Source organism: Pseudomonas sp. FDAARGOS_761, from assembly GCF_013343155.1.
Lineage (GTDB): Bacteria > Pseudomonadota > Gammaproteobacteria > Pseudomonadales > Pseudomonadaceae > Pseudomonas > Pseudomonas aeruginosa.
On record NZ_CP054572.1, the window covers coordinates 3,894,636 to 3,911,929 of the forward strand.

Below are 17,294 nucleotides of genomic sequence, written 5' to 3' on the forward strand. Positions count from 1 at the left end.
GCGCTTGAAATGGCCGGCATTCGCCGGCTTTTTCTTTATGGATGGCCCAACCATGGGCGAGTAACCGCAAGGCGGTTATCCGCCGGCCCCTGTAGCGGTGGCGTTATCCCTCCAACGCCACGAGGGAGAGCCGAATGAGCTATCGCCTGGCCGCCGATGCCCTGGTCTGGCTGCACCTGGGCTTCATCCTGTTCGTCCTGTTCGGCGGCCTGCTGCCGTTGCGTTGGCCACGCCTGGCCTGGCTGCACCTGCCGGCGGTGGCCTGGGGCTGCGCCGTTGAGTTCCTCGGCCTGCCCTGTCCGCTGACCCCGCTGGAGAATCGTCTGCGCCGGGCCGCCGGGGACGCCGGCTACAGCGGCGGCTTCGTCGAGCACTACCTGTTGCCGCTGATCTATCCCGCCGGCCTGACCCCGGCGGTGCAATGGATCCTTGGCGCCATCGTTCTGCTGGTCAACCTGATCGCCTACCTGTATCTGTGGCATCGCCGCAGTAGCCGCTGAGCCACGGATGCCACGTCATTCCGTATCTGGATAGTGCTGCGCCGGCAGCGAGGCGAATCGTAGGCTGGTCACCCCTGCCCAGCCCGGAGTGTTTCCCATGCATCCCTATTTCAGCCTCGCCGGCCGCGTCGCCCTGGTCACCGGCGGCAGCCGCGGCATCGGCCAGATGATCGCCCAGGGTCTTCTCGAAGCCGGCGCCCGCGTCTTCATCTGCGCACGTGACGCAGAGGCCTGCGCCGACACCGCCACACACCTCTCGGCCTACGGCGATTGCCAGGCGATCCCTGCCGACCTTTCCAGCGAAGCCGGTGCCCGGCGCCTGGCGCAGGCGCTCGGCGAACTCAGCGCGCGGCTGGATATCCTGGTGAACAACGCCGGCACCAGTTGGGGCGCAGCGCTGGAAAGCTATCCGGTGTCCGGCTGGGAAAAGGTCATGCAGCTCAATGTCACCTCGGTGTTTTCCTGCATCCAGCAACTGCTGCCGCTGCTGCGCCGCTCGGCCAGCGCGGAAAATCCGGCGCGAGTGATCAACATCGGCTCGGTGGCGGGCATCAGCGCCATGGGCGAACAAGCCTATGCCTACGGGCCGAGCAAGGCCGCGCTGCATCAACTGTCGCGGATGCTGGCGAAGGAACTGGTCGGCGAGCACATCAATGTCAATGTGATCGCTCCCGGACGCTTTCCGAGCCGCATGACCCGTCACATCGCCAATGACCCGCAGGCACTGGAGGCGGACAGCGCGTCGATTCCCATGGGCCGCTGGGGTCGCCCGGAGGAGATGGCGGCGCTGGCGATCAGCCTGGCCGGCACCGCCGGCGCCTACATGACCGGCAACGTGATCCCCATCGACGGCGGTTTTCATCTCTGAGCGCCGCCAATCCGGGTAACATGACGCCTCCGACCGCTCGCCTCGTCCCGCCATGACCCACAGCGTTTCTCCCATCGGCTACATCCGCTCCTGCTTCATGGAGAAGTTCGCCATCCCGCGCCAGCCGCTGCTCGCGCCGGCGGCGCGGGGGACCCTGGAACTGCTGCCGCCGTTCGACCAGGCGGAAGCGCTGGAAGGCCTGGAGCAGGTCAGCCATGTCTGGCTGCTGTTCCTCTTCCACCAGGCCCTGGAAGACAAGCCGCGACTGAAGGTGCGCCCGCCGCGTCTGGGCGGCAACCGCTCGCTGGGAGTCTTCGCCACCCGCGCCACCCATCGGCCGAACGGCATCGGCCAGTCGGTGGTGCGCCTGGAGGGCTTCGAAGCGGGGCGCCTGTGGCTGTCCGGAATCGACCTGCTCGACGGCACCCCGGTACTCGATATCAAGCCCTACGTACCCTACGCCGACGCCGTGGCCGACGCCCGCAACGGCATCGCCGACGCGCCGCCGCCGGGCATCGCGGTGGAGTGGAGCAAGCAGGCGCGGCGCCAGGCCCATGAGCACGGCCAGCGGTTGCGGCAGCCGGTGGCCGAGCTGATCGAGCAGTGCCTGGCCCAGGACCCGCGTCCGGCCTACCAGAAGCCGGAGCCCGGGCGCCGCTACGGGGTGCGCCTGTGGGACCTCGACGTGCATTGGCACTACCCGCGCCCGGACCTGATCCGCGTGCTGGACGTCGCCCGCGGCGACTGAGCCTTCTCAGCGCAGCGGATTGAGCGCCAGCGCGTCGCTTTCGAAGACTTCCTGTTCGAGGATCAGCGGCTCGACCAACGGCCGGCTGTCGCGGAAATGCGCGGTGCGGGTGTGCGCCTCGTAGGCCGCGTCATCGCGATAGATCTCGTAGAGATAGACCAGGTCAGGGTCCTGTCGGTCGCGGGAAACGTCGAACACCAGGCAGCCGGGCTCGGTGGACACGGAAGCGGCGGCGTTGACCTGGATGGCATCGATGAAAGCCTCGGCGCAGCCGGGCCTGAGGCGGGTCTTGATAAAGATGCAGTACACGGAAACTTCCTTTTGTTTTAGATTTACAAAATTATTGTATACAAAAAAGGAAGCAAGCCCATGTCCGACCGCCCTGCCCGCCCCTCCCGTCTCAACGGCCTGCGTCACCTCGCCCTGCTGGTGCCCAACCTGGAAGAATGCGAACGCTTCTATGTCGACGTGCTGGGCATGGAAGTGCTGAACCGCGCCAACGAAGACCTGGTGTATCTCACCTGCGGCAACGACAACCTTTCCCTCGGCCGCGCCCACGCCGCCAGCAACGGCCTGCAGACCATGGATCACTACGGCTTCGTCGTCGACAGCGTGGAGGAACTGGAAGCCTGGTACCGTTACCTGAAGGCGCTGGGCGTGACCCTGCTCGACCAACCCTTCGACCACGGCGACGGCGCGCGCAGCTTCCACCTGCTCGACCCGGCGGGCAACAAGGTGCAGCCGCTGTACCATCCGGCGGTATCCGGGCAGCGCCTGGCCTGAGCCTCGGGCAGCCCTCTCCCCCTCTCCCTGAAGGGAGAGGGGCGACTCGGTACACTCAGTGCCAGCAACCTCGCTGGCTCCTCATCTCCACTTCTTGACTTTCATCAAGCGCGTTCCGCCCCCGCTCCTCCTAGCATCCGGCAACGGAAGCGATTCCACCGCCAGGCGCAGACCCCACCGCAGCGCGGCGTCCCTTTTTTCGCCGGTAGCCAGTAGTAGATGGAACCTATGCGCGCCCTTCGTTTTTCCGCCGGATCGTGGCGGTGTGTCTTCGCCTGGATGCTCCTGCTGGTCGGCCTCGCCGCCCAGGGTGCCGAACTCAGCGAGTTGGAGCGTCTGCGCATCGCCCAGGTATTCCCCGCGGTCGAGCGGATCGGCGACCCCGAAGGCGACTACGGCGTACGCCGCCTGAGCAAGGGCGAGGAAACCCTCGGCTACGCCTTCCAGACCCTCAGCGTCACCGACATCCCGGCCTACTCCGGCAAGCCGATCAACCTGCAGGTGATCCTCGATCCGCAGGCGGTTATCCGCGACGCCTACGTCCTCGAACACCACGAACCGATCCTGCTGATCGGCATCCCGGAAGAGAAGCTGCACGCCTTCAGCGCCAGGTACGACGGCGTGCGCGCCGACCAGCGGGTGGTGGTCGGCCGCTCCAGCGACCCGCAGGCGGTTACCGTCGACGCGGTGAGCGGCGCCACGGTGACGGTGATGGTGGTCAACGAGATCGTCATGCGCGCCGCACATACGGTGGCGGTTTCCCTCGGCCTGATCGAGGACCGCGGCAATGTGCGGCCCAAGCCGGCGCAGGTGCGCCAGCAGCCGGCAGCGACGGCGAGCTGGAGCGAATTGCTCGGCAACGGCGCGATCCGCCGCCTGCAGTTGAGTCGCGGGCAGATCGACGACGCCTTCAAGGGCAGCGAGGCCGAAGGCATCGGCGAAGCCGACGCGGCGCACCGCGACGAGCCGTTCATCGATCTCTACAGCGCCCTGCTCAACCCTCCCGCGGTGGGCCGCAGCCTGCTCGGCGACAACCAGTACCGCGAACTGATGGCGTCGCTGAAGCCAGGCGAATACGCCTTCGTCGTGCTCGGCGACGGCGAGTATTCCTTCAAGGGTTCCGGCTACGTGCGCGGTGGCATCTTCGATCGGGTCCAACTGCGCCAGTTCGGCGACATCATCAGCTTCCGCGACCTCGACTACCAGCGCCTGTCGGACGTCTACGCCGAAGGCATGCCGGAGTTCCGCGAGATGGCGATCTTCGTCGCCCGCGCCAGCCAGCGTTTCGATCCGGGCTCGCCCTGGACCCTGGAGTTGCTCGTGCGGCGCCAGACCGGCCCGGTGGCGGGGGTATTCACCAGCTTCGAGCTGGCCTGCCAGACGCCCGAGGAATACCTGGAGCGGCCGCAGCCAACGGCCGAGGAACTGGCCGCCCTGGAAGAGGCTGCCCGGCCGCTGTGGCTGCGGGTCTGGTACCAGAAGAGTTTCCAGATCGGGGTCCTCTGTACCGCCCTCGTCCTGCTCCTGGCGATCCTCTTCCTCCAGGACCGCCTGGTGCGACGGCCGCGCCTGATGCAGCGACTGCGCACCGGCTACCTGGCGTTCACCCTGGTCTACCTGGGCTGGTACAGCCTCGGCCAGCTATCGGTGGTCAACGTGCTGACCTTCGTCCACGCGCTGTTCGAAGGCTTCCGCTGGGAGCTGTTCCTCAGCGACCCGCTGCTGTTCATCCTCTGGACCTTCACCGCAGCCAGCCTGCTGCTCTGGGGCCGCGGCGTGTTCTGCGGCTGGCTGTGCCCGTTCGGTGCGCTACAGGAACTGCTCAACGAACTCGCGCGCAAGCTCCGCGTGCCGCAGTTCCAGGTGCCGTTCGCCGTGCACGAGCGGCTCTGGGCGATCAAGTACATCATCCTGCTGGTGCTCTTCGGTCTCTCCCTGGAATCCCTGGCGCTGGCCGAGCAGGCCGCGGAGGTGGAGCCGTTCAAGACCGCCATCACCCTCGGCTTCGACCGCCAGTGGTGGTTCGTCGCCTACGCCGTCGCGCTGCTGGTGGTCAACCTGTTCACCCGCAAGGTCTATTGCCGCTACCTCTGCCCGCTGGGCGCGGCCCTGGCGATCCCGGCCAAGGCGCGCCTGTTCGACTGGCTCAAGCGCCGCGCGGAATGCGGCAAGCCGTGCCAGCTCTGTGCCCGCGAATGCGAGATCCAGGCGATCCATCCGGACGGCCGCATCGAGGCCAACGAATGCCACTACTGCCTCGACTGCCAGATGACCTACCACGACCAGGACAAGTGCCCGCCGCTGGTGAACAAGCGCAAGAAGCGCGCGAAGAGCGCGCCGGCGGACAACGCGCGAATACCCGCGGAGAACCTCTGACCTGGCTCCCTTTCCCCTGACTGCCCTTGAGGACGACACGAGATGAGCGACGACACGAAAAGCCCCCACGAAGAAACCCACGGCCTGAACCGCCGCGGCTTCCTCGGCGCCTCGGCGCTGACCGGAGCCGCCGCCCTGGTTGGTGCCAGCGCCCTGGGCAGCGCGGTGGTCGGCCGCGAGGCCCGGGCCGCGGGCAAGGGCGAGCGCAGCAAGGCCGAGGTCGCCCCCGGCGAACTGGATGAGTACTACGGGTTCTGGAGCGGCGGACATTCCGGCGAAGTACGCGTGCTCGGCGTGCCGTCGATGCGCGAGCTGATGCGCATACCGGTGTTCAACGTCGACTCGGCCACCGGCTGGGGCCTGACCAACGAGAGCAAGCGGGTCCTCGGCGACGGCGCACGTTTCCTCAACGGCGACTGCCACCATCCGCACATCTCGATGACCGACGGCAAGTACGACGGCAAGTACCTGTTCATCAACGACAAGGCCAACAGCCGGGTCGCGCGCATCCGCCTGGACGTCATGAAGTGCGACCGCATCGTCACCATTCCCAACGTCCAGGCGATCCACGGCCTGCGCCTGCAAAAGGTGCCGCATACCCGCTACGTGTTCTGCAACGCCGAGTTCATCATCCCCCATCCCAACGACGGCTCGACCTTCGACCTGTCCGGCGACAACGCCTTCACCCTGTACAACGCCATCGACGCCGAGACCATGGAAGTGGCCTGGCAGGTGATCGTCGACGGCAACCTCGACAACACCGACATGGACTACAGCGGCAGGTTCGCCGCCTCCACCTGCTACAACTCGGAGAAGGCCGTCGACCTCGGCGGCATGATGCGCAACGAGCGCGACTGGGTGGTGGTGTTCGACATCCCGCGCATCGAGGCCGAGATCAAGGCGAAGCGCTTCGTCACCCTCGGCGACTCGAAGGTGCCGGTGGTCGACGGCCGGCGCAAGGACGGCAAGGACAGCCCGGTGACCCGCTACATCCCGGTACCGAAGAATCCCCACGGGCTGAACACCTCGCCGGACGGCAAGTACTTCATCGCCAACGGCAAGCTCTCGCCGACCTGCACCATGATCGCCATCGAGCGCCTCGGCGACCTGTTCGCCGGCAAGCTGGCCGACCCGCGCGACGTGGTGGTGGGCGAGCCGGAACTGGGCCTCGGCCCGCTGCACACCACCTTCGATGGCCGAGGCAACGCCTACACCACGCTGTTCATCGACAGCCAGTTGGTGAAGTGGAACCTCGCCGACGCGGTGCGCGCCTACAAGGGCGAGAAGGTCGACTACATCCGCCAGAAGCTCGACGTGCAGTACCAGCCGGGGCACAACCACGCCACCCTGTGCGAGACCAGCGAAGCCGACGGCAAGTGGATCGTGGTGCTCAGCAAGTTCTCCAAGGACCGCTTCCTGCCCACCGGTCCGCTGCACCCGGAGAACGACCAGTTGATCGACATTTCCGGCGAGGAAATGAAGCTGGTCCACGACGGTCCGACCTTCGCCGAACCGCACGATTGCATCCTCGCCCGCCGCGACCAGATCAAGACCCGCAAGATCTGGGACCGCAAGGACCCGTTCTTCGCCGAGACGGTCAAGCGCGCGGAAAAGGACGGCATCGACCTGATGAAGGACAACAAGGTCATCCGCGAGGGCAACAAGGTCCGCGTCTACATGGTCTCGATGGCGCCCTCCTTCGGCCTCACCGAGTTCAAGGTGAAGCAGGGCGACGAAGTCACCGTGACCATCACCAACCTCGACGAGATCGAGGACGTGACCCACGGCTTCGTCATGGTCAACCACGGCGTCTGCATGGAGATCAGCCCGCAACAGACCTCGTCGATCACCTTCGTCGCCGATAAGCCCGGGGTGCACTGGTACTACTGCAGCTGGTTCTGCCACGCCCTGCACATGGAAATGTGCGGGCGGATGCTGGTGGAAAAGGCTTGATCCACGCAGCGCGGTCGATGGCCGGGCGCCGGGCGGGACCGCTCCTCGCCCTGCTCCTGCTCGGCCTCGCCACGGCCCGCGCGGAGCCGGTCGACGGCCTGCCGCTGCGGGCCGACGGCGATGGCCGCTGGAGCCTGGCGGCGGGCCGCTACGCCGGCAACTTCGTCATCGACCGACCGCTGCACCTGCGCTGCGAGGCCGGCGCCGAACTGGACGGCGGCGGCCACGGCAGCCTGCTGACCCTGACCAGCCCCGGGATCACCATCGAGGGCTGCCGGCTGCGCAACTGGGGGCGCAACCTGACCGAACTCGACGCCGCGATCTTCGTCGGCAAGGCCGCCAGCGGCGCCGTGATCCGCGGCAACGACCTGCGCGGCGCGGGCTTCGGCGTCTGGCTCGACGCCACGGCGGGCGCGCAGGTGCTCGACAACCGCATCGAGGGCGACGAAAGCGTGCGCTCCCAGGATCGCGGCAACGGCATCCACCTCTATGCGGTGAAGGACGCCCTGGTCCGCGGCAACCGGGTCAGCCACACCCGCGACGGGGTCTACATCGACACTTCCAACGACAGCAGCATCGAAGCCAACCGCTTCGAGGACCTGCGCTACGGCGTGCACTACATGTTCACCCACAACAGCCGGGTGACCGACAACCTGACCCGGCGCACCCGCACCGGCTACGCGCTGATGCAGAGCCGCAAGCTGACCGTGACCGGCAACCGCTCCATCGACGACGAGAACTACGGCATCCTGATGAACTACATCACCTACTCGACCCTGGCCGGCAACCGCGTCGAGGGCGTGCGCAGCGGCAGCACCGGCGACGCGATGATTTCCGGCGCCGAGGGCAAGGCGCTGTTCATCTACAACTCGCTGTTCAACCGCATCGAAGGCAACAGCTTCGCCGACAGCGCCCTGGGCATCCACCTCACCGCCGGCTCGGAGGACAATCGCATCGCCGGCAACGCCTTCATAGGCAACCGCCAGCAGGTCAAGTACGTCGCCAGCCGCGAGCAGGAGTGGTCCGCCGACGGCCGCGGCAACTACTGGAGCGACTACCTGGGCTGGGACCGCGACGACGACGGTCTCGGCGACGTCGCCTACGAGCCCAACGACAACGTCGACCGGCTGATCTGGCTGTACCCGCAGGTACGCCTGCTGTTGAACAGCCCGAGCATCGAGTTGTTGCGCTGGGTCCAGCGCGCCTTCCCGGTGGTGCGCTCGCCCGGCGTGCGCGACAGCCATCCGCTGATGCGGATGCCCGCCGCGGAGCCGAGGCCATGAGCCTGGTCGAGATCGACGGCGCGACCCTGCGCTACGGCGCCCTCACCGCCCTGAGCGGGCTCGACCTGCGCCTGGAGCCCGGCGAGGTGCTCGGCCTGCTCGGCCACAACGGCGCCGGCAAGACCACCACCATCAAGCTGGTCCTCGGCCTGTTGGCCCCCAGCGAAGGCCGCGTGCGGGTCCTCGGCCACGATGCAAGAAGCCTGGAGGCGCGCCGCCAGCTCGGCTACCTGCCGGAGAACGTGACCTTCTACCCGCAGCTCAGCGGCGCGGAAACCCTGCGCCACTTCGCCCGCCTCAAGGGCGTGGCGCCGGCCGAAGCCGCGCGCCTGCTGGAACAGGTCGGCCTCGGCCATGCCGCCAGGTGGCGCCTGAAAACCTACTCGAAGGGCATGCGCCAGCGCCTCGGCCTGGCCCAGGCGCTGCTCGGCGAACCGCGCCTGCTGCTGCTCGACGAACCGACGGTGGGCCTCGACCCGCTGGCCACCGTCGAGCTTTACCAATTGCTCGACCGCCTGCGCGGCCAGGGTACCGGGATCGTCCTCTGCTCCCATGTGCTGCCCGGCGTCGAGACGCACATCGACCGCGCCGCGATTCTCGCCGGCGGCCGCCTGCAAGTGGCCGGCAGCCTCGCCGAACTGCGCCGCAAGGCGGCTCTGCCGACCCGCGTGCGCCTGGCCAGCCCACATAACCCGCAGTGGCTCGAACGCTGGCGCCGGGCCGGCCTGGCGGCGCGGAGACTGGACGGCCAGCGCATCGAGGTACTGCTGGACGATGCCGAGCGCGACGGCGTGCTGGAAGCGCTGCTGGCCGCGCGCGAGTTCGAGCTGGAGATCCTGCCGCCGTCGCTGGAGGACCTCTATCGCCACCACATGTCCCCCGCCCCCACCGGAGCCACGCCATGCCCGTAGTCTGGACCATCGCCCGCAAGGAACTGGCCGACGGCCTGCGCAATCGCTGGCTGCTGGCGATCAGCCTGCTGTTCGCCCTGCTCTCGGTGGGCATCGCCTGGTTCGGCGCCGCCGCGGCCGGCCAGGTCGGCTTCACCTCGGTGCCGGCGACGGTCGCCAGCCTGACCAGCCTGGCCACCTTCCTGATGCCGCTGATCGCCCTGCTGCTGGCCTACGACGCCATCGTCGGCGAGGAGGAAGGCGGCACCCTGCTGCTGCTCCTGACCTACCCGCTGGGGCGCGGCCAGTTGCTGCTCGGCAAGTTCCTCGGTCACGGCCTGATCCTCGCCCTGGCCACCCTGATCGGCTTCGGCAGCGCGGCGCTGGCGATCCTCGTGCTGGTGCCGGAGGTCGAGGCGGCCATCCTGCTGGGCGCCTTCGGCCGCTTCATGGGTTCCTCGCTGCTGCTCGGCTGCGTGTTCCTCGCCCTGGCCTACGCCCTGAGCAGCCGCGCCAGCGAGAAATCCAGCGCCGCCGGGCAGGCGCTCGGCCTGTGGTTCTTCTTCGTCCTGCTGTTCGACCTGGCCCTGCTGGCGATCCTGGTCCTCAGCCAGGGTCACCTGAGCCCGCGGCTGCTGCCCTGGCTGTTGCTGCTCAACCCGACCGACCTCTACCGGCTGATCAACCTGTCCGGCTTCGACGCAGCCGCCGCCGGCGGGGTGGTTCCCCTGGCCAGCGACCTGCCGGTGTCCGCCAGCGCCCTCTGGCTGGCCCTGGCCCTCTGGGCCTGCGCTGCCCTGGCGCTGGCCCACGGCCTGTTCCGCCGCCGCCCCATCTGACTCACGAGGTTCCGCCATGCAACGTCATACCCTCCCCCTGCGCCCTCTGCTCGGCACGCTCCTGCTCGGCCTGCTGCTGGCCGGCTGCGATGCGTCGCGGGACGACGCCACGGCACTCGGCCCGGTGCCGATCGCCAGCGGCGACGAATGCCACGTCTGCGGCATGCTCATCGAGGAAATGCCCGGTCCCAAGGGCGAGGCGGTGCTTCCCGGCGCGGTGCGCAAGTTCTGCTCCACCGCCGAACTGTTCGGCTGGTGGCTGCAACCGGAAAACCGCCAGGGCCAGGCGCGCCTGTATGTCCACGACATGAGCCAGGCCGACTGGCGGCACCCCGACGACGCCCGCCTGATCGACGCCACCCGCGCCTACTACGTGGTCGGCATCCAGCGGCCGGGCGGCATGGGCGCTACCCTCGCCTCGTTCGCCGACGAAGAGGCCGCGACGCGCCTGGCGGCCGAGGAAGGCGGCCGGGTACTGCGCTTCGACGAGATCGACCAGGCGGTGCTGCAAGGCGTGGGCGGCGACCACCCGCACCGGCACCCGGCGCACTGAGCGGGGGCCGGAAAGCAGAAAGCCCCTGCCGCGGATACGGCAGGGGCTTTCTTCGCCTGGCGCGACGAGGCGCGGCGGAGGCCTACTTCTCGACGAAGGCGCGCTCGATCAGGTAGTCGCCCGGCTCGCCCATGCGCGGCGAGATCTTCAGGCCGAAGCTGTCGAGCACGGCGCTGGTCTCTTCCAGCATGCTCGGGCTGCCGCAGATCATCGCACGGTCGTCCTGCGGATTCATCGGCGGCAGGCCGATGTCCTCGAACAGCTTGCCGCTGCGCATCAGGTCGGTCTGGCGGCCCTGGTTGCGGAACGGCTCGCGGGTCACCAGCGGGTAGTAGATCAACTTCTCTTTCACCTGGTCGCCGAAGTACTCGTGTTCCGGCAGGACCTTGGTGATGAAGTCGGCGTAGGCCAGTTCGCTGACCCAGCGCACGCCGTGGACCAGGATCACCTTCTCGTAGCGCTCGTAGGTTTCCGGGTCCTGGATCACGCTGAGGAAGGGCGCCATGCCGGTGCCGGTGCTGAGCAGGTAGAGGTGCTTGCCGGGCAGCAGGTCGTCGTGCACCAGGGTGCCGGTCGGCTTGCGGCTGACCATCAGCTCGTCGCCTTCCTTCAGGTGCTGCAGGCGCGAGGTCAGCGGGCCGTCCGGGACCTTGATGCTGAAGAACTCCAGGTGCTCTTCGTAGTTCGGGCTGGCAATGCTGTAGGCGCGCATCAGCGGGCGACCGTCGACTTCCAGGCCGATCATCACGAACTGGCCGGTCTTGAAGCGCAGACCCGGGTTGCGGGTGGTCTTGAAGCTGAACAGGGTGTCGTTCCAGTGGTGCACGCTGAGAACGCGCTCGGTGTACAGATTGCTCATCAAAGACTCCTAGGAAAACGCGGGCGCACACCAACAGCAGCAGACGTGACGCAGTTGCGCGGCATTTTATCGGTTGCCAAAATATCCGCAAAATGAATTGTCTGGATAATGCTTATCCAGAATATGGATATGGGATAACACGATATCGGTCGGCCGCCGGCCGCCGAGGGCTCCCATCGCTCCCGCGGACGGGGCGCAAGGATAACCGAGCCAACCCCGCCGACGGAACGGCAAAATGTCGCGGGGGCCTTTCGCTCTAGACGAGGAAGCCTGGATGAAATTCACCCTCCGCCAGCTCGAGGTGTTCGTCGCCGTGGCCCAGCAGGAGAGCGTCTCCCGCGCCGCCGAGGGGCTGTCGCTGTCGCAGTCGGCGACCAGCACCTCGCTCGGCGAGCTGGAGCGGCAGTTCGACTGCAAGCTGTTCGACCGCGCCGGCAAGCGCCTGACCCTCAATGCCCTCGGCCGCCAACTGCTGCCGCAGGCGGTGGCGCTGCTCGACCGCGGCGAGGAAATCGAGAACCTGCTCAACGGCAAGACCGCCTTCGGCTCCCTCGACCTCGGCGCCACCCTGACCATCGGCAACTACCTGGCCACGCTGCTGATCGGCGCCTTCATGCAGCGCCAGCCGGACTGCCGGGTGCGCCTGCACGTGCACAACACCGCCCAGGTGGTGCAGCAGGTCGCCCACTACGAGCTGGACCTGGGCCTGATCGAGGGCGACTGCCGGCATCCGGACATCGAGGTGCAACCCTGGATGGAGGACGAACTGGTGGTGTTCTGCGCCCCCCAGCATCCGCTGGCGCGGCGGGGCGGCGCCGACCTGGAACGGCTGACGCGAGAGGCCTGGATCCTCCGCGAGCAGGGCTCCGGCACCCGCCTGACCTTCGACCAGGCCATGCGTCATCACCCGCGGCCGCTGAACATCCGCCTGGAGCTGGAGCACACCGAGGCGATCAAGCGTGCCGTGGAGTCCGGCCTGGGCATCGGCTGCATTTCCCGCCTGGCCCTGCGCGACGCTTTCCGCCGCGGCAGCCTGGTGCCGGTGGAAACGCCCGGCCTGGACCTGCGCCGGCAGTTCTACTTCATCTGGCACAAGCAGAAGTACCAGACTGCGACCATGCGCGAGTTCCTCGACCTGTGCCGCAGCGAGACCGCCGGGATCAGCCGCAGCGACGAGATCGTGCTGCCGCTGATTCCCTGACTCAGTTGGCCAGGGACAGGTTGCCGTCGCGGTACTGGCGGTACGAGGTATAGGGCAGCGCGAGGGTGTCGATCACCCCGGACAGCGCGAAGTCGAGGGCCAGCACCTCGAGGATGCCGTCGGCTTGCGCCGGCGCCACCGGCGACCCGGTCTTCACGTTGAGCCGGCAGAAGGTGTAGCTGACCCCGCTGTACACCCGCGGCAGGCTGGTGCAGGCGGTCGCCTTCAGGCGCAAGTCGTGGGCGGCGCTGGCGTCGTCGCGCACCAGCGTGTTGACGGAACCGCACCCGCCGAGCGTGGCGAGCCCCAGAAGCACCAGCAAAGAAAGCCCCGAACGAAACATTCCTTCATCTCCCTGTGCGAACGCCAGCCGAGTATGGCCGGCCTTGCGCCGCTTCACCAACCCTTGACGTTGTCCCAGCGCCAGTTGCGGTACTGGTACAGCAGCGTACCCAGCAACGCATAGGTGGCGGCCATGCCCAGCAGCACCAGGGCATGGTCGCTGACTTCGCGCAGCGGCAGGTCCATCTGGTTCATCTCGGCGATGGCGCGGATCGCCCAGGTCGAGGGGATCGCGTCGGCCAGCCAGCGTACCCAGTCCGGCATGGCCTGTTCCGGCCAGCTGTAGCCGGCCATGTAGAACAGTGGCAGGGTGATGAAGGTCATGGTCAGGTACACCGATTCCTCGGTGGGCAGCAGCTCGGCGATGAACTCGCTGAGGGCGATCACCGCGATCAGGAACGGCAGGACGATCCCCAGCAGCATGAAGAACGAGGCCGACTGGCGATAGCCCAGCAGGTGCGGCCAGATCACGTAGAAGAGCATCGCCAGCACGGTCCAGATCAGCAGTTGCGCGCTGTAGCGGCCGAAGCGGGTCGACAGCGGCTGGCGCATGTAGCGCGGGGTGCCGCCGCGCAGCATGATGTTGCCGCGGGTGCAGCCGAGCAGCAGGCTGTGTTGCAGGATCAGCGACAGCAGCCCCGGAAGAACGATCGCGGCGAAGCTGATGCCGGGGTTGAACAGGTCGGTCAATTGCCCTACCAGCGGGCTCAGCACCACCTGCGCCTGGGTCGCGGTGAAGCCTTCGCGTTCCAGCAGGGCAGCGTTGTAGCGGTTGGTCAGCGCGCTGTAGACCGCCGAGATGTCCTGCTGGATCTGGCCGTTGGCCATGCGGTTGGTGGCATCGCCGAAGTACGGGATCACCAGCGCCTCGCCGCGCAGCAGGCGCTTCTCGAAGTTCAGCGGGATCACGATGATCGCGTACAGCTCGCGCCAGGCCAGGTCGCGCTTGGCCTGCGGCAGGCTGTCGTAGCCGACCACGGCGACCTTCGGCGCCGAATCGAGCAGCCGGACCAGCTCGCGCGACACGTCGCTGTGGTCCTCGTCGACCACCGCCACCGGCAGGTCGAGGGCGGTGTGGTTCATGTACGGCAGCGAGGTGATGCACACCGAGGCCACGACCATCAGCCACATCGGCTTGGACAGCATGGCCTTCAGGGTTTCCCGGAGGATCTGCAGGTAGTTCTTCATATCGGGCTCAGGTCCAGGCGACTGCGCAGGCGCATCTTGGCGATCATGTAGGCGATCAGCGGGTACAGCGCCAGCTTGGCGCAGGTGTAGAGCGCCGAACTGGGCGGCGCCTGGCGCAGGAACTGGTCGAACAGGCCGTGCAGGGTGTGGGTCAGCGGCTCGGCCTCGGCGATCACCCGCGCCAGGGTCGGCATCGCCAGTTCCGGGATCAGCACTCCCGAGTAGGTCTGGGCGACGCCGATCAGCATGCCCACCAGCGAATAGGCAGTGAAGCGGTTGGCGGTGAAGACGAACAGCACCAGCCCGACGCTCTGCGCGGCAATCACGTAGAACAGCGTGATCATCAGCATCGCCAGCGGGCTGCCGTTGATGCGCGCGCCGGAGAACGCCACCAGCAGGAAGATTTCCAGCATCAGCAGCGCGGTGAACAGCAGCGTGTAGGGCGCCAGCTTGCCCACCAGGCGTACGCCGAGGGCCTTGGCCCGCAGGATGTGCGGCGAGGAGGCGCGCAGTTCCGGCGCCTCGCGGGCCAGCACATGCACCATGGTGACGATCACGAACAGCTGTAGCAGGTGCACGATGGCGGCGAACTGCTGGTAATAGATGTAGTTGCCGCTGGCATTGAACAGGCTGTCGTAGGACACGCTGATGCTCGCCAGGTGCGGCAGCGCCGCCGGCATCCCGGCGGCCAGGCGCGGACGCAATTCGCCGTTGAGGCTGGCGACCAGCGCCGAGAAGTCCTGGGTGGCGGCGTAGCCGGCCGAATACAGCAGCGCGTTGTAGTACAGCTCGGCCTTCGGCGCGCGCCCGCCGAGCACGTCGGCCTCGAAGTCCGGCGGGATGTAGAGCAAGGCGTAGGCATCGGCCCGACGGATCGCGTCGAGCCCCTCCTGGACGCCGGCGGGAACGGTGATCACCTGGGCGTGGGAGGTCGCGTCGAGGTCGCGGATCAGCTTGCGCGACAGTTGGCTATGGTCCTTGTCGACCACCGCCAGCGGCATGTCCAGCAGGGTACCGGCCTGGTAGACGCCGCTGATCACGCCGAACAGCAGCAGCGGCCAGCACCAGCCGAGCCAGTGGATGGTCCAGCTGCGGCAGGCGATCCGCGTCTCGGTGTTGAACGCCTGGACGAAACGGCTGGCGTTGCGCTTCAGCGCGGCCCACGCCATCGCTCAGTTCGTCCAGCGCCACAGCGCGCTCATGCCCGGGCGCAGGCCGGGTGTCGGCTGCAACGGGTAGAAGCGGGTCTCGAAGGTCTTCAGGTCGAAATCGCCGGTGGCGCGGGTCGCGCGCCTGGTCGAGAAGTCGCCCAGCGGGGCGATGTAGCGCAGTTCGGTCTCGACCTCGGCGCCGCCCAGGCCGGGCACCTGCATGACGATGCGGTCGCCCTTGCGCACCTTGGCCAGGATGTCCTCGCGCAGGTTGAAGACGAAGTAGCTGTCGTCCAGCCGCACCAGCGTCAGCAGCGGACTGTAGGCGTTGATCAGTTCGCCCTGTTCGGCGGGGATCGGCCCGACCTCGCCGTTGACCGGCGCGCGCACCTGCAGGTCGTCGATCTGCGCCTGTAGCTCGGCGATCTGCGCGTCGGCCCGGCGCACCGCGGCCTGCAACGCCTGGCGGCGCTCCTCGCGGTCACCCTTGAGGCCTTCGTCGAGATTGGCCCGCGCCTCGGCGACGCGGTCGCGGGCGACATCGCGCTCACGCCGCGAGAGGTCGAACTGGGTCCGCGAGAGGAAGCCGCGCTCGACCATCTGCTGGTTGCGCTGGAAATCCGACTCGGCGTTGCGCAACTCGGCCTCGGCCTGTGCCAGGCTGGCCTTGAGCGCGCGGATGCTCTCCTCGCGGGTACCGTGGAGCGACTCGTCGAGCTGCGCCTGGGCCTGGTTGCGCGCCGCGTGCAGGGCATCGAGCTGGGCTTCCAGCTCGGGGCTGTCGAGGCTGATCAGCAGGTCGCCCTGCTTCACCTCGTCGCCGCGCCGCACGTGCATCACCTGGACCCGGCCCTTGGCCTTGGAGGAAACGATGACGTTGGTGGCGTCCGCCTCGCCCTGCAACAGCAGGGGCGGATTGTGCAGGCGCAGGTAGAGGGTGATGGCGACGATCGCGAGGATCAGCAGCGGGGTAAAGAGTTTCCATCCCTTCATGGGGCAGGCTTCCTGAACACGACCGGGCGATGGTAGTACATTGCCAGGCCGTTGCGCTGGCCGGCGCGCCGGGCGGAAGCGCGCCGGAGACCGGCTCCGGCGCGGCGACGAATCAGGCTTCCCCTTCGGCGTCCTCGCTCGCCACCCGCCGCGCGGCGGCGCCGTCGGACTTCGCCGAAGGGAAGCGCGCCGAGGCGAAGCGCACCACCAGGATCGCCAGCGCCAGCAGGAGCAACGCCACCGAGACCAGGATGATGCCATCGTCCGGCGTATGGTTGTGCTGGATGTCGGCGATCATCAGGCGGGTCAGCGCGGTCATCGCCACGTAGATCAGGAAGCGTACCGGCATGTGGTTGGTCTTGAAGTAGATACCGACCATCGCGCCCAGCTCGAGGTAGATGAACAGCAGGAGGATGTCGTCGATCGACGCATGCCCCTTGTTCACCATCCCCAGGAAGGCCGCGCCCGCCGCCCAGAACACCGTGGCGCCGATGGCGAACAGGGCCAGGTAGTGGAACGCCTCCACCAGCAGGTTGCCGAGGCTCTCCGCCTGGTGGTGCATGCTTGCGCGCAGGCGCTCGGCCCAATTCTGTTTCATAGCTACTCCCGACAAAGACGACGGCCACCTGGCCCGAAGCGTGCAAGGCCCAGGCCAAGGCACGTGCGCAGATAGACGTCCGCACGTCGGCGCAGGGTACAGCCCGGCGGTGACAAAGAACTTTCCGGGCGGCACCCAGTCCCAACCAGCACGACAGCATTCAGGTGGT

At 67.6% G+C, this 17,294-nt stretch carries 18 protein-coding genes; 11 read left to right on the forward strand and 7 right to left on the reverse strand.

Features of this window, described 5'->3' with window-relative positions; translation table 11 throughout:
• Positions 1 to 134: 134 nt before the first annotated feature.
• The 3 genes from FOC67_RS18140 (at position 135) to tsaA (ending at position 2,116) form a co-directional block, all read left to right on the forward strand.
• Complete coding sequence (locus FOC67_RS18140) at positions 135 to 500, forward strand: DUF2784 domain-containing protein (protein ID WP_003091804.1); 366 nt, start codon at positions 135 to 137, stop codon at positions 498 to 500.
• Between the two features lie 97 nt (positions 501 to 597).
• Positions 598 to 1,368 carry a 3-oxoacyl-ACP reductase RhlG gene (gene rhlG / locus FOC67_RS18145; protein WP_003138231.1) on the forward strand — a complete coding sequence of 257 codons (771 nt, stop codon included), beginning with the start codon at positions 598 to 600 and terminating at the stop codon, positions 1,366 to 1,368.
• Positions 1,369 to 1,420: 52 nt separating this feature from the next.
• Positions 1,421 to 2,116 carry a tRNA (N6-threonylcarbamoyladenosine(37)-N6)-methyltransferase TrmO gene (tsaA, locus tag FOC67_RS18150; RefSeq protein WP_009313672.1) on the forward strand — a complete coding sequence of 232 codons (696 nt, stop codon included), beginning with the start codon at positions 1,421 to 1,423 and terminating at the stop codon, positions 2,114 to 2,116.
• Positions 2,117 to 2,122: 6 nt separating this feature from the next.
• Here tsaA and FOC67_RS18155 read toward each other — a convergent pair whose 3' ends face one another.
• Entirely contained in the window at positions 2,123 to 2,425 is a 303-nt protein-coding gene (locus FOC67_RS18155; RefSeq protein WP_003091811.1) for a putative quinol monooxygenase, read from the reverse strand.
• A 60-nt stretch (positions 2,426 to 2,485) separates the two neighbouring features.
• Between FOC67_RS18155 and FOC67_RS18160 the strand changes: the two genes are divergently transcribed.
• The 7 genes from FOC67_RS18160 to FOC67_RS18190 all read left to right on the forward strand — a co-directional run bounded on the left by FOC67_RS18160 (position 2,486) and on the right by FOC67_RS18190 (position 10,793).
• On the forward strand, positions 2,486 to 2,899 hold the full coding sequence (locus tag FOC67_RS18160) for a VOC family protein (protein WP_003098688.1): 414 nt from the start codon (positions 2,486 to 2,488) through the stop codon (positions 2,897 to 2,899).
• Between the two features lie 228 nt (positions 2,900 to 3,127).
• A complete protein-coding gene (nosR, locus tag FOC67_RS18165) occupies positions 3,128 to 5,275 on the forward strand; it encodes a transcriptional regulator NosR (protein ID WP_031627537.1) in 2,148 nt (715 codons plus the stop codon).
• A gap of 42 nt (positions 5,276 to 5,317) precedes the next feature.
• Positions 5,318 to 7,228, forward strand: a complete 1,911-nt coding sequence (nosZ, locus tag FOC67_RS18170; protein WP_003138228.1) for a TAT-dependent nitrous-oxide reductase — start codon at positions 5,318 to 5,320, stop codon at positions 7,226 to 7,228.
• The gene (locus tag FOC67_RS18175; RefSeq protein WP_079455786.1) at positions 7,225 to 8,511 is read left to right on the forward strand and encodes a nitrous oxide reductase family maturation protein NosD; all 1,287 of its coding nucleotides are present in this window, start codon (positions 7,225 to 7,227) and stop codon (positions 8,509 to 8,511) included. The genes nosZ and FOC67_RS18175 overlap by 4 nt, the downstream gene beginning before the upstream one ends.
• The gene (locus FOC67_RS18180; protein ID WP_009313669.1) at positions 8,508 to 9,422 is read left to right on the forward strand and encodes an ABC transporter ATP-binding protein; all 915 of its coding nucleotides are present in this window, start codon (positions 8,508 to 8,510) and stop codon (positions 9,420 to 9,422) included. Before FOC67_RS18175 ends, FOC67_RS18180 begins: the two co-directional genes overlap by 4 nt.
• Positions 9,413 to 10,240, forward strand: a complete 828-nt coding sequence (locus FOC67_RS18185) for an ABC transporter permease (RefSeq protein ID WP_003122216.1) — start codon at positions 9,413 to 9,415, stop codon at positions 10,238 to 10,240. The genes FOC67_RS18180 and FOC67_RS18185 overlap by 10 nt, the downstream gene beginning before the upstream one ends.
• Before the next feature lie 16 nt (positions 10,241 to 10,256).
• Positions 10,257 to 10,793 (forward strand): nitrous oxide reductase accessory protein NosL, encoded by a 537-nt coding sequence (locus FOC67_RS18190; RefSeq protein ID WP_003091829.1) that lies wholly within the window; start codon positions 10,257 to 10,259, stop codon positions 10,791 to 10,793.
• 82 nt (positions 10,794 to 10,875) lie between these two features.
• Here FOC67_RS18190 and fpr read toward each other — a convergent pair whose 3' ends face one another.
• Complete coding sequence (fpr, locus tag FOC67_RS18195) at positions 10,876 to 11,652, reverse strand: ferredoxin-NADP reductase (RefSeq protein ID WP_003091832.1); 777 nt, start codon at positions 11,650 to 11,652, stop codon at positions 10,876 to 10,878.
• A 274-nt stretch (positions 11,653 to 11,926) separates the two neighbouring features.
• Between fpr and FOC67_RS18200 the strand changes: the two genes are divergently transcribed.
• The gene (locus tag FOC67_RS18200; protein WP_003091833.1) at positions 11,927 to 12,853 is read left to right on the forward strand and encodes a LysR family transcriptional regulator; all 927 of its coding nucleotides are present in this window, start codon (positions 11,927 to 11,929) and stop codon (positions 12,851 to 12,853) included.
• Position 12,854: 1 nt separating this feature from the next.
• Here FOC67_RS18200 and FOC67_RS18205 read toward each other — a convergent pair whose 3' ends face one another.
• The 5 genes from FOC67_RS18205 to FOC67_RS18225 form a co-directional block, all read right to left on the reverse strand.
• Positions 12,855 to 13,196 carry a YceK/YidQ family lipoprotein gene (locus FOC67_RS18205; RefSeq protein ID WP_003098676.1) on the reverse strand — a complete coding sequence of 114 codons (342 nt, stop codon included), beginning with the start codon at positions 13,194 to 13,196 and terminating at the stop codon, positions 12,855 to 12,857.
• Positions 13,197 to 13,249: 53 nt separating this feature from the next.
• Entirely contained in the window at positions 13,250 to 14,383 is a 1,134-nt protein-coding gene (locus FOC67_RS18210) for an ABC transporter permease (protein WP_003098675.1), read from the reverse strand.
• Positions 14,380 to 15,552: an ABC transporter permease gene (locus FOC67_RS18215; protein WP_003130238.1), complete on the reverse strand. Its 1,173-nt coding sequence runs from the start codon at positions 15,550 to 15,552 to the stop codon at positions 14,380 to 14,382. Before FOC67_RS18215 ends, FOC67_RS18210 begins: the two co-directional genes overlap by 4 nt.
• Before the next feature lie 3 nt (positions 15,553 to 15,555).
• Positions 15,556 to 16,527: an HlyD family secretion protein gene (locus tag FOC67_RS18220; RefSeq protein WP_009313665.1), complete on the reverse strand. Its 972-nt coding sequence runs from the start codon at positions 16,525 to 16,527 to the stop codon at positions 15,556 to 15,558.
• A gap of 112 nt (positions 16,528 to 16,639) precedes the next feature.
• On the reverse strand, positions 16,640 to 17,125 hold the full coding sequence (locus tag FOC67_RS18225) for a phosphate-starvation-inducible protein PsiE (RefSeq protein ID WP_003091838.1): 486 nt from the start codon (positions 17,123 to 17,125) through the stop codon (positions 16,640 to 16,642).
• Between the last annotated feature and the right edge of the window lie 169 nt (positions 17,126 to 17,294).